General features: G+C 33.5%; 5 protein-coding genes. All 5 read left to right on the top strand.

Annotated features, from left to right (window positions below; all coding sequences use genetic code 11):
• Positions 1-38: 38 nt before the first annotated feature.
• The 5 genes from OLM57_RS02140 to OLM57_RS02120 all read left to right on the top strand — a co-directional run bounded on the left by OLM57_RS02140 (position 39) and on the right by OLM57_RS02120 (position 13,835).
• Positions 39-2,045 (top strand): glycosyl hydrolase family 95 catalytic domain-containing protein, encoded by a 2,007-nt coding sequence (locus OLM57_RS02140; protein ID WP_264565595.1) that lies wholly within the window; start codon positions 39-41, stop codon positions 2,043-2,045.
• Between the two features lie 474 nt (positions 2,046-2,519).
• Entirely contained in the window at positions 2,520-5,522 is a 3,003-nt protein-coding gene (locus tag OLM57_RS02135; protein ID WP_264565594.1) for a SusC/RagA family TonB-linked outer membrane protein, read from the top strand.
• A gap of 13 nt (positions 5,523-5,535) precedes the next feature.
• Positions 5,536-7,098 carry a RagB/SusD family nutrient uptake outer membrane protein gene (locus OLM57_RS02130; protein WP_264565593.1) on the top strand — a complete coding sequence of 521 codons (1,563 nt, stop codon included), beginning with the start codon at positions 5,536-5,538 and terminating at the stop codon, positions 7,096-7,098.
• A gap of 166 nt (positions 7,099-7,264) precedes the next feature.
• A complete protein-coding gene (locus OLM57_RS02125) occupies positions 7,265-10,582 on the top strand; it encodes a VCBS repeat-containing protein (protein WP_264565592.1) in 3,318 nt (1,105 codons plus the stop codon).
• Positions 10,575-13,835, top strand: coding sequence for a VCBS repeat-containing protein (locus OLM57_RS02120; RefSeq protein WP_264565591.1), 3,261 nt, complete (start codon positions 10,575-10,577; stop codon positions 13,833-13,835). Before OLM57_RS02125 ends, OLM57_RS02120 begins: the two co-directional genes overlap by 8 nt.
• Positions 13,836-13,858 lie beyond the last annotated feature (23 nt).

The following is a 13,858-nucleotide window of genomic DNA, read 5'->3' as shown; positions in this document are numbered from 1 at the left end:
AATGTTTTATGTTTGATGTGCTAATAAAAATAAATAATATGAATTCAAATTTAAAAATGTTGTTTTTAGTTTTATTGACTAGCTCAACGATGATGGGTCAGGCAAAATCGGATGAGTGGCATTTGTATGCCAATTCTAGAGAAAATTACTTTGGAGTGTCTATGGCCAATGGGAAAATTGGAATTGTTACAGACGATACGCCTTTAAAAACCAAAGAAATAATTTTGAATGGAGTTTATGACAGTAGTCCAGAAAATGGAATTAGCAGGATAGTTCGTGGCATTGAGTTTTTGAATCTTCATTTGAGTATTGATGGACAAGAAGTCAAATCTGACAATATTTCCAATTGGAGTCAGATTGTCAATATGAAAGAAGGAACTAGCACTACTTCGTATACGTTTAAAGATTTGGCTACTATCAATTATACAATTTTGGCTAATAGAGCAGTTCCGTATTCGGCTATGGCCATTATTGAAATTATCCCGAACAAAGACATTGAAATTACTGCCAATAATTATATGACCGTTCCAGAGGAACTGAAAGACACTAAAAGTCAATTTCGCGTACTAAAAGACAATCAATATTTAATGCCAGTTTTCGGTACTACAGCCAAAACGTTAACTGGTAAATATACCGTTTCGGCGGCAACTACTTTTTTGTTTGATGGGAAAAATGAAACCTTGAAGCAGACAGGAAATGAAGTCGGTTTTTCTAAAAAGTTACTGAAAGGAAAACAATATAGATTTGCTATTGCAGGAGGAATTTGCACTTCAAAAGATTTTAATGATCCATTGAATGAATCCGAAAGGCAACCTATTTATGCCTTGCAACAAGGGATTGATAATTTGCTGAATCGTCATAAGCAAGCTTGGGCAGAATTGTGGAATACAGGTGACATTCAAATTGAAGGAGATTTAGATGCGCAACAACGTGTTCGATTTGCATTGTTTAATTTGTATTCTTACAATCGTCCTGAAACTAGAGAAAGTATTGCACCTATGGGTTTGTCTTCTCAAGGATATAATGGACATATTTTTTGGGATAGTGAACTTTGGATGTATCCAACCCTTTTGGCATTACAACCCGATATGGCTAAATCTTGTTTGGATTATCGTTTGGATCGTTTGGGAAAAGCCAAACAAAAAGCAACTATTTATGGTTATAAAGGAGCTATGTATCCTTGGGAATCTGATGATACTGGTGAGGAAGCGACACCAACCTGGGCTTTGACTGGAATTTTTGAACAACATATTACAGCCGATGTGGCCATAGCCTTTTGGAATTATTACTCTTACACACAAGATAAAACGTGGTTAAAAGAAAATTATAAAGTACTCAAAGAAACTGCTGATTTTTGGGTGAGTCGAGTGGTCAAAAATGACGATGGGAGTTATTCTATTCTAAATGTTGTTGGCGCTGATGAGTATGCTCAGCATGTAGATGACAATGCGTTTACCAATGCTTCGGCTATTGAAGCTTTGAAAAACACAATTAAGGCGGCAACCATTTTGAATGAGCCTATAAATCCAATGTGGCTGGATGTTTCGAATAAATTAATTATTCATTCTGAAAATGGAATTACTCAAAATTACAAAGGATACAAAGGACAAATGATTAAACAAGCCGATGTCAATTTATTGGCTTATCCGCTACATGTTATCACAGATAGAAAACAAATCGAAAAAGACTTGGAGTATTATACTGAAAAAATTGATAAAAAAGACGGACCAGCTATGGCTTCGGGCGTTTTGTCGGTTTTGTATGCCAGATTGGGTGATAGAGACAAAGCGTATGCTTATTTTGTAAAATCGTATTTGCCCAATAGCCGTCCTCCGTTTGGAGTATTTTCAGAATCGGCCAATAGCAACAATCCTTATTTTGCAACAGGAGCAGGTGCGATGCTTCAAGCGGTTATTTATGGTTTTGGAGGAATAGAACAAACAGATGCTGGGTTGCGATACAATAAAGGACTTCTGCCAAAGCAATGGAAATCTTTAACCATAAAAGGCATTGGTGTTGACAATAAAACCATAACTATAAAATAGAAGCTATTTTTTATTGCCACCAATATTCACAATGCAATTATAATTCAAAATGTATTCTGAATATTGGTGTTTTTTTATGTTCAATAATTTGCAAAAGTTATGTATTTAACAAAATCGAGTTAAAATGTAATTAACTCAATTTTAGACACTTGGTTTTTTAGGCTCAATTATTTTTTTGCTTTTAATATTTGTAGGTATAGTACATTAAAAAATAAACTCTTTTTTCTTTCAATTTTTAATTATGTAATAAAAATGGCAAATAATAATTAAATGTGTTTTTATTACACTTTTTTATTTCATTATATTTTTTTATTTCTTAAAATTTTAACATCGATTATATAAAATCGAAAACGTTTTCGGTGCAACTACAACGTTATAGTTTGGATTTTCTTAAAGTTTTCTTAAAAAAATAACTATGTTTGATTTAATATTTTAAACAAATAACCAAATTATTAACTAACTTATTTATTACGTATGAAAAATAGTCTACAAAAAGGCTTGATGGTTTTCATAACCATGCTATGTACTAGCTTGATATATTCGCAAGATGTATCGGGATTGGTGACTGATGCGAGTGGCCCACTCCCTGGGGTTTCTATATTAGTAAAAGGAACAAAAACGGAAACACAAACAGATTTTGACGGAAAATTTATTATTAAGAATGTGGGTTCAAACGCAGTCTTAGTATTTACTTACATCGGTCTAAAAACTCAAGAAGTTAGTGTTGGTGGCAAAAGCACCTTGAATGTGACAATGGCTCAAGATCAAAGCCAATTGAATGAAGTAGTTGTAATTGGATATGGAACTGCAAAAAAGAAAGATTTAACTGGTGCGGTTGATGTTTTAGGGTCTAAGGATTTTGATGGAGTGTCAAATACTTCGCCTGCTTTATTGTTAAGAGGTAAAGTGGCTGGGGTACAAATCACACAAACGAGTGGCGAGCCTGGTTCAGCAGTTACAATCCGTGTAAGGGGTTCCTCTTCTGTACGTTCAGGAAATGGACCTTTAGTTGTTGTAGATGGTGTTCCTTTAGCGGGAGGAGATATTTCGTCTCAGGGATCTGATTTATTAGGTACTTCAGCTGCTAGAAACCCCTTGAACTTCATTAATGAGGCTGATATAGCATCTATTTCTGTATTGAAAGATGCAGCTTCTACAGCTATTTATGGTTCTCGTGGAGCCAATGGAGTAATCGTAATTACTACCAAGAAAGGAAATTCAAATATTCCTGAATTTAATTTTAGTACCTCTACGCAAATTAGTACCAAAGCTGGTAATTATGGCGTAATGAATCCCGATCAATTTGTAACTGCAAGTAAAGCTGCGGGAATTCCTAAAGGACAAGATTTTGGAGGAAGAGATTATAATTGGGAAGATGCGGTTTTACAAACAGGAATCGCTGTAAATAATAATTTATCTTTTAATTCTGCAAATGAAAATTCTAGTACAAGAGTCTCTCTTTCTGCCAGTAACAATGAAGGGATTGTAAAAAATACAGGTTTAGAAAAATATACAGCATCGTTTTATAATTCAAATAATTTCTTTGATAAAGTACTAAAAGTTGATACTAAATTATTGTATGCCAGTGTAAATGATTATACCACTTTAGTAACGAATAATGCTGGATATATTGGAAATGTTATTGGAACAGCTTTATATTGGAACCCAACATTGCCAATCTATAAAGCAGATGGTAGCTATAATGTTGTCAGCGATACGTATTTGAATCCAGTTCAACTATTAGATTCTTATCAAGATTACACTAATACAAATAAATTATTAGGAAGTATTAATGCATCTCTTAACTTAGGATCTCATTTTAAATACAATTTCTTATTTGGAGTTGAAAATTCAACTTCATCTAGAAAGAGTCAAATATTGCCAACAATGAAAATACAAGGGGATGCATTTTTTGGAACAGTACCAGGTTCAAAACCAGTAGTTACAAAATATGGTACAGCCGCAATTTCTAACATAAGTGCATTTAATAAGACAGTAGAGAATAATTTAAACTATACCAATCAATTTAGTGATAATTTTAATTTGAATGCATTAGTAGGGTATTCTTATTATTCGTACTTGAATAGTGGAAATGTTTCTTCAGGAAAAGGATATGATCCGGCTCAAACTAATTTAATTGATGATATTGAAGGGGGACTTCAAAATGAATTTAGAGTTTCTTCTTACAAAAATTTCACTGAGGTTCAATCATTGTATGCTAGAGCTGATGTGACTTTTTATAAAAAGTATGTTTTAACAGCATCTGTTCGTACAGATGGTTCGTCAAAATTTGGTTCTAATTATAAATATGGTACATTTCCAGCTGTGGGTATTGCCGATAATATATTTGAAAATCACGAAGGAATACTTAATAATTTAAAATTAAGAGCCAATTGGGGTATTACTGGGAATCAAGAGTTCGCAGCTAACTCAGCTATAGGTAGAGCAAGTTATGGGAATAATGGAGCTTTGAATGTAGATGCAAATGCAAATGAGAATTTGAAATGGGAAACTACAGAATCATGGGGTGTAGGTACAGATTTTACATTACTTGAAAATAGATTAACAGGTTCTCTTGATTACTTTCATAGGGATACAAAAGATTTAATTTTTCCTGTTCCTCAGGCGTCAACTCAACCGGGGCCAAATTCACCGAGAAATAAAAATTTACCTGGAAATTTGATTAACACTGGTATTGAAATCAGTCTTGATTATACTATTATACAATCCGATGATATAACTTGGAGTATAGCAGGAAATGCTTCTTTCTTAAAAAATGAAATTCAAAATTTCAATGGATTTGTAGGCACTGGGGGTTTAAATGGGCAAGGTTTAACAAGTGCTTACACTCAAGTAATTACTAATGATCAGCCTCTTTATACTTATTTCTTGTATGATTTTCAAGGATATGATGCTGATGGCAATTCTATTTACACAAACGATGCAGGAGAGAAAGTTGGTCTTGGGGAAGCTACAAAACAGCTATTAGACAAACAACCATTACCTAAAATTAACTATGGTTTCTCATCTGCTTTCAAATACAAAAATTTTGATGCTACTGTTTCATTTTATGGTGCAGCTGGACATTATATTTATGATAATACTCAAAATGCCTATTTTTTCAAAGGTGCCTTTTTGGGTGGTAGGAATGTAACAGAAGAAGCGGCATATTCAGCTCAAGGACAGGGAGATCCTAATTCTCCTTCTACAAAATACCTTCAGTCAGGGGATTTTTTGAGAATGGGTGAGTTAACATTTGGATATACCTTTACAGGAGGTCTAATAGATAGAATGAAGTGTAAAAATCTGCGCTTTTATGTAAACGGTTCAAACTTATTATTGTTTACAAATTATACAGGATTTGATCCAGAAGTAGATATTAATAAACAAGTTAATGGAGTTCCTTCTGCTGGTATGGATTATTTAGCTTATCCTAGATCAAAAGGAATAGCTTTTGGACTTAACGTAACATTCTAAATTTTAAAAAAACATGAAAAGAATAAATATAATTAAAAGCATCTTATTTGCAAGCACACTAGTTCTTGGTGTAAGTTGTACAAATTTAGATGAGCAAATTAGTGATGGTGTACCTACTGGAGGTTCAAGTGCAGTCAATACTGCTGCCTTATTGACTACTGCCTATAATGGTTTGAGAAATTTTCAAGATCAAGGAATGATGTTTACCATGGACGAAATGTCTGGAGATGGCTTGGTAGGGCCAACTCGTGGTGGTGACTGGGATGATAATGCAAAATGGAGACAGTTTCAAGCGCAATCGTGGACATCTGATAATGCAGAAATTTTAAACGCATGGAATAATTTACTCTCTGGTGTCTATAACTGTAATGTAATTATTGAAAATTCTACAGTTGCCTCAGAAATAACACAAGCTCGTTTTTTAAGAGCATTCTACTATTTTAATGTAGTAGATTTGTTTGGACAAGCTCCTTATAGAGAGCCTGGGACTCCGTTGACAGACGATCCAAAAGTATGGTCAAGACCTGAAGCGATAGCATATGTAATAAGCGAATTAGAAGCTATTTTGCCATCATTACCTGCACGTATTGCTGGTGATGCGAGTATCGTAAATGCAGATGCAGGACATTTTTTATTAGCTAAAATTTATTTGAACCTTGGAGTTTATATGAATGCTACGCCTGCTGGTCCTTATGTTTTTCAAGCTGCCGACATGAACAAAGTTATTGCACATGTTGAAGCTATAAATAGTAGCTTGGCTGTTTCCTATTGGGAAAACTTTGCACCAACTAATAATGTGTCACCAGAAATTTTGTTTTCTTCTAAAAATTCAACTGGAGGAGATGGTGGTCCAATTCAATCTAGATGGAGAATGGGAATGCATTATAATCAAACTCCTGATGGATGGAATGGATTTACAACTATGGCTGAATACTACGATAGATTTAATGCAGCAGACGAACGTCGCCAGCATTCAACTCCATCTATTATTTCAAATTTTGGTAACCCTATTGGTTTTCAATATGGTCAGATGTATGCTCCAGACAAATATGATAAAGATACTGGGGCTTTAATATCTGCTGGTGGAACTGTCCCTTTAAAAGATAGAACCGGAGCTCCTTTGTTCTTTACCAAAAAAATATCTTTAATTGTAACAGGCCCTACAATTGAAACAGCGGGAATTAGAGCTCAAAAATACGAGCCAGATATTGCTGATTTAGGTAAACCAGGAAATGATTATGTTTTGATGCGCTATTCTGATGCATTATTAATGGAAGCCGAAGCAATTTTAAGAGGTGGTGCTGCTTCAACCAATGGTTCTCCACAAGCAATTATGGATAAAATCGCACTTAGAACAGGTGTACCTGCTCCAACGGCTTCATTAGAAAATGTATATGCAGAAAGAGGAAGAGAATTATGGTGGGAAGGCTGGAGAAGAAACGATATGATTCGTTTTGAAAAATTCCTTCTTCCTAGAGAATTAAAAACTAAAGTGTCAGATCCTAAATACTTATTGTATTCTATTCCTTCCGATGCTTTGTTTAATCCAAATATTAAACAAAATCCTGGATACTAAAATTTTTTCACTTCATTTTGTTTTGAGTTAGTTTGTAAAGAGGGTGATTTATTACCCTCTTTATTTATTTATAATTTTCTCAATATTTTGATTACTGATAATGGTTTATTGTATAAATTAGGACATTATAAATAACCAAATTACTTAACCAAATACTACCTATACTATGTTACAACGTATTGTTCTATTTTTGCTATTTATTTTTCTTTTTACAAATTGTTCCAAAAATAATAGTGATAATAAAGACAGTCTATTTACTAAACTAGAGTCTTCAAAAACCGGAATTGATTTTGTAAATAAAGTTAAGAATGGTAAAAACATGAACATCTTTAAATATCGAAATTTTTATAATGGAGGAGGTGTTGCCATTGGAGATATCAATAACGATGGTCTTTCGGATGTTTTTTTTACTTCAAATCTAGGTGAGAATAAACTCTATTTAAATAAAGGAAATTTCAAATTTCAAGATATTTCCAAAACAGCAGGGATCGTAATATCAAAATCTTGGTCAACAGGGGTTGAAATGGTTGATATTAATGGGGATGGTTTGCTTGATATTTTTGTTTGTAATGCTGGAAATGGAATAGATGCAGCAAGAAAAAGCGAATTGTTTATCAATAATGGAAACTTAACTTTTACCGAAAAAGCTGCCGAATATAACCTTGCCGATACCGGTATCACAACTCATGCGGCTTTCTTTGATTATGACAAAGACGGTGACCTTGATGTTTATATTTTAAATAATAGTTTCATTCCAGTAAGTAGCCTAAATTATTCGAATAAAAGAGAATTACGTGACAAAGATTGGCCTGTAAATGATATTTTAAAAGGTGGTGGAGACAAACTCTTGCGCAACGACAACGGAAAATTTGTTGATGTAAGTGAAGCTGCGGGTATTTACGGCAGTCTTATTGGTTTTGGACTCGGTGTAACTGTTGGTGATGTAAATGGAGATTTATATCCAGACATTTATATTTCGAATGATTTTTACGAACGAGATTATTTATATATCAACAATAAAAACGGAACTTTTAGTGAGCAAATACAAGGTTGGGCATCGCATACAAGTCAGTCTTCAATGGGAGCTGACATGGCAGATATCAATAATGATGGGAAAGCAGATATTTTTGTTACCGATATGTTGCCGGAAGGGGACGAAAGGTTAAAAACTACAACCAGTTTTGATAATTATGATTTGTTTACCAGAAAATTGCATCTTGATTTTTTCAATCAGTATATGCAAAACACACTACAATTGAATAATGGAGACAATCAATTTCTTGAAATTGCTAATTATGCAGGAGTTGCCAAAACAGATTGGAGTTGGGGAGCTTTATTATTTGATATGGATAATGATGGCTATAAAGATATTTATGTTTGCAACGGAATTTATAATGATTTAACCAATCAGGATTTTATGGACTTTTTTGCCAATGGACTCATTCAGAGAATGACTGTCACGGGAAAAAAGGAGCAAATCGAAGACATCATTAATAAAATGCCAAGTACACCGATTCCAAATTATGCATTCAAAAACAATAAAGATTTAACCTTTACCAATGAAATAAAAAATTGGGGATTGGATACACCAAGTTTTTCAAATGGAGCCGCTTATGGAGATTTGGATAATGACGGAGATCTTGATTTGATAGTAAGTAACGTCAATCAGGAAGCATTTGTTTTTCAAAATAATTCGGAGAAAAAGAAAGAAAATCATTTTGTAAAAGTCAAATTGAAAGGCGAAAACCAAAATAAATTTGCTATTGGAAGTGTAGTCGAATTGTTTTCGGGAAAAGAAATCATCAGACAAGAATTAATTCCTTCCAGAGGTTTTCAATCGTCAATAGATTATGTAATGACTTTTGGAATTGGAACCAAAAAAATAGATTCACTTCAAGTCATTTGGCCAAATGGAAAATTTCAAACGATTAAAAAAGTAGCTAATAATTCGACTATAAATTTAAATATAGGAGATGCTACTTTAAATTATATTCCAAAAAAGGCAGTAGTAAAACCACTTTTTTCTGAAAAATCAAGTTCGTTTTTAGCCCATAAAGAAAATGATTATATCGATTTTGATTACGAAGGGTTGATATCGAAAATGCTTTCTCAAGAGGGGCCATCTCTTGCTGTTGGTGATGTTAATGGCGACGGGAATGACGATATTTTTATTGGTGGTGCCAAAGGAATGGCTGGAAATGTATACTTGAATAAAGGAAATGATTCTTTCTCGATTACAAAACAAAATGATTTAGTTGCCGATGTAAATTATGAAGATACAGCAGCTAGTTTCTTTGATGCGGACAACGATGGAGATTTGGATTTAATGGTTGGTTCTGGTGGAAATGAAAAAGCAGATCAAGCCAATTATAAAAACCGTTTGTATTTGAATGATGGAAAGGGAATTTTTATGAAAAGTAAAACAGTTATCCCGACAAACAATAATAACGTTTCGGTAATTGCGCCATATGATTTTGATAATGACGGAGATACAGATGTATTTGTCGCGAGTAGAAGTGTGCCTGGAGTTTACGGAATTGATCCAAAACAATTATTATTGGAAAATGACGGTAAAGGTAATTTTACAAATGTCACTGATAAAAAAGCTTTCAAACTAAATGAAGTGGGCATGATTACCGATGCTGTTTGGGAAGATATGGATAATGATGGCAAAAAAGATTTAATCGTTGTTGGCGATTGGATGGCACCTAGAATTTTTAAAAACACGGGGCATCGTTTAGTAGATTTCAAATCCAATCTATCTAATTTTAGTGGTTTTTGGAATGCAATCAATTGTGTTGACTTAAACAATGATGGGAAGAAAGACCTTGTTTTAGGGAATAAAGGAACCAATACTTCATACAAGGCCACCGAAAAAAATCCAATGCGATTGTTTGTTAATGATTTTGATAATAATGGAACTATTGAACAAATAACGACTCGAACTATTGACGAAAGAGATATGCCATTGCATCTAAAGAAAGAATTGGCAGGTCAGATTCCTTCTATTAAAAAGAAAAATTTGAGCTATGCGGATTATTCCAAAAAATCATTTCAGGAAATATTTGCTCAGGATGTAGTGGATAATTCGATTCAGAAAATAGTTAATATTCAAGAAAGTGTAATTGCTATTAATAAAGGGAGCGGCAATTTTGCAATTAAAACGCTGCCAAAAGAAGTGCAGTTCTCCTGCGTGAATACTATTTGCACAATGGATGTGAATAAAGACGGAATTTTGGATCTTGTTCTTGGAGGAAACCAATACGAATTCAAACCTCAATTTGCGAGGTTAGACTCAAATTATGGAAGCGTACTTCTTGGCAGTAAATCAGGTACTTATTCATGGTTGCCTTATGATCAATCTGGTTTCTTTTTGAAAGGAGAAATTAGGCACATTCAAAAAATTAAAAATAAAAATAATTCGGTTTCAATTGTGGCCGTTAGAAATGATAATACCCCAAAAATATTTAAAAGCAATGAATAAATTTTATAGTCTAGGATTGTTTGCATTGCTTGCCATGGGTTGTTCAGATAAACAAGATCGTTTGTTTGAAAAATTGGCTCCGGAAGAAAGCAATATTACTTTTAATAATGAACTTTTAGAATCCAAAAATATTTCCATATTAGATTATCTCTACTATTATAATGGAGGAGGTGTTGCTCTTGGAGATATCAACAATGATGGTTTGGTAGATATTTATTTTACTTCCAATCAAGGAAAAAACAAATTGTATCTGAATAAAGGCAATAATAAATTCGAAGATATATCTGCAAAAGCAGGGGTTGAAGGCCAAAGCGATTGGAATACAGGGACCATTATGGCCGATGTAAATGGCGATGGTTTTCTTGATATTTATGTGTGCGCCGTAGTTGGGATTAATGGTTTTGAAGGGCATAATGAATTGTTTATTAATAATAAGAACAACACGTTTACCGAAAGTGCTGCCGAATACGGTTTGGATCTTGATAATTACAGTACTTCGGTAGCCTTTTTTGATTATGATTTAGACGGGGATCTGGATATGTATTTGTTAAATCATGCAGTACACTCGGAATTGTCTTTTGGAAATGCCAATATCCGAAACAATAGAAATTATGAATGCGGAGATAAATTATTCAAAAATGACAATGGTAAATTTGTAGACGTAAGTGCGCAAGCGGGAGTTTTTGGCGGAGCTAATGGATACGGTTTGGGAATTGCAGTTTCGGATTTTAATCTAGATGGTTACCCAGATATTTATATTGGGAATGATTTTCACGAAGACGATTATTATTACCTTAATAACGGAGACGGTACTTTTACTGAAAGTTTAAAGAGCTATTTTGGACACACCAGTAGATTCTCAATGGGAGTTGATGTGGCCGATGTTAACCATGATGGTTTTCCAGATATTATGTCGCTTGATATGCTTCCGGAAGACGAAACGGTTTTGAAATCTTCTTTGGGTGATGATAATGTGCAAATGTTAAAATTGAGAACCGAAAAGTATGGGTATCATTATCAATATACTCGAAACATGTTGCAAATTAACCAAGCAGGGAAACATTTTACAGAAGTGGCTTTGTTGAGTGGAGTTGCCGCTACAGATTGGAGTTGGAGCGCCTTATTTGCAGATTATAATCAAGATGGTGAACAAGATATATTTGTTTGTAACGGAATTCCAAAACGACCAAACGATTTGGATTATGTGAAATACTATTCGAATGAACAGGTCAAAAGCAAAATCAATACAACCAAATTATTGGATAAAATGGCATTAAAAAAAATGCCAAAAGGGAATGTGACTAATTTTGTTTTTGAAGGAGCTCCCGATTTACAGTTTATTAACAAATCGAACCAATGGATTGAGAATGATTCAATTATTTCAAATGGAAGTGGTTATGCCGATTTGGATAATGATGGAGATTTGGATGTGGTTACAAATAACATCAATAATATTGCTTCTGTCTATATTAATCAAACGAATAATAAAGCCAATTATCTAAAAATAAAACTTCGATTTGTAGGCAAAAATATTTTTGGAATTGGGTCTAAAGTGATTTCATATTCGAAAGGAAAAATGCAATTCAAAGAGTTGCAAACCACCAGAGGTTTTCAATCATCATCAGAACCAATGATTCATTTTGGATATGGAAAAAATACTAAAATTGATTCTTTGGTTGTGATTTGGCCAGACAAAACGGTTCAAACTTTAAAGGATGTAAAAACCAATCAAAGCATGACTATAAAGGCAAATGCCGTTAGAAAAGCATTTGATTACCAAAAGTTGCATCCTAAAGTAATTCCCGTTTTCAAGAAAGTGGAAACAGGTTTAGGAATCGATTTTATTCACCAAGAAAATGATTATATCGATTTTGTGTATCAAAAATTAATTCCATACCAACGTTCGGATCGAGGTCCTGCAACAGCCATCGGTGATTTGAATGGAGATGGTAAAGAAGATATCTTTTTTGGCGGTTCTAAAGGGAAAAAAGCAACTATTTATATTCAAAATACAAATGGATTTTCTAAAAAAATCTATAGTGAAATCGAAAAAGATTCTGTTTTTGAAGATGCTTCGGCGGTAATTGGAGATTTTAATAACGATAAAATCAATGACTTGTTTGTGGCTTCAGGAGGTGGAGAGAATGCTTCAAACTTGCAAGATCGATTGTATGTTGCCAAAGGGAATCAATTCATTAATTCACTTTTACCTAAACTTTCCCAAAACGCATCAGTAGTCAAAGCTTTCGATTATGATAATGATGGTGACTTAGATGTTTTTGTAGGTAATAATTCATTAAATAATAGATTTGGCAGCACTCCTGACTGTTATTTGTTGAAAAATAATAATGGTGTCTTTACATTTACGGATGCGAAAACCTTTGCAGGGATTGGCATGGTTACCGATGCCGTTTTTACCGATTTTAATAAAGATGGTAAAACAGATTTAATAGTTGTAGGAGAATGGATGAAACCTACTTTCTTTGCCAATAAAAACGGAAAATTTGTTAATGTAACTGAAACTGTTTTTCCAGAAAAAGCCAATGGATTGTATCAATCAATAATTCCGTTTGATATCGACAATGATGGAGATCAAGACTATTTGGTTGGAAACTGGGGAATGAATTCCAAATTCAAGGCTTCGCAAGAATTTCCTATGAAAATGTATTATGATGATTTTGATAAAAATGGAACTTTTGAAACAATTGTTGCCAAAGAAAAAAACGGAAAATACTACACTACAATGGGCCTTGATGAACTGGTGGAAGAGTTTAGTGGTTTATTGAAAAAGAAATTCAACAGTTACAAATCATTTGCAGGAAAGCCATTAGAAGAAGTTTTTGATATGAAAATGTTGGAGGCTGGGAAGTTGTATGAAGTGCATAACTTAAAATCAGGTTACTTGAGAAACGATAACGGGAAATTTATATTTGTCCCTTTTGCCAATAAAATGCAAGTATCTCCTATAACCTGTTTTGTGAAATCCAATTTTGATAATGATGCGAAAGAAGAAGTTTTTGCTGCTGGAAATTATTTTGGAGTTACACCATACCATAGTCGTTTTGACGGATTCTCTGGAGCATTAATCAAGAATGAAAAAAACATTCTTCTAGGAAATCAAATTGGGATTTACTTGACTCAAAAAGCAGTAAGACACTTGGATATTATAAATTTCAATGGTAAAAAATATTTATTGGTTACCATTAATAATAAAAAAGCTGAGGTATATGAAATGCCAATGAATTTGAATTAATAAAAAAAATTAAACCTACTCAA

The organism is Flavobacterium sp. N3904, from assembly GCF_025947305.1.
Classification (GTDB): domain Bacteria; phylum Bacteroidota; class Bacteroidia; order Flavobacteriales; family Flavobacteriaceae; genus Flavobacterium.
Note: the sequence above shows the minus strand (reverse complement) of the source record. Positions and strands in the feature narration are given on the sequence as shown.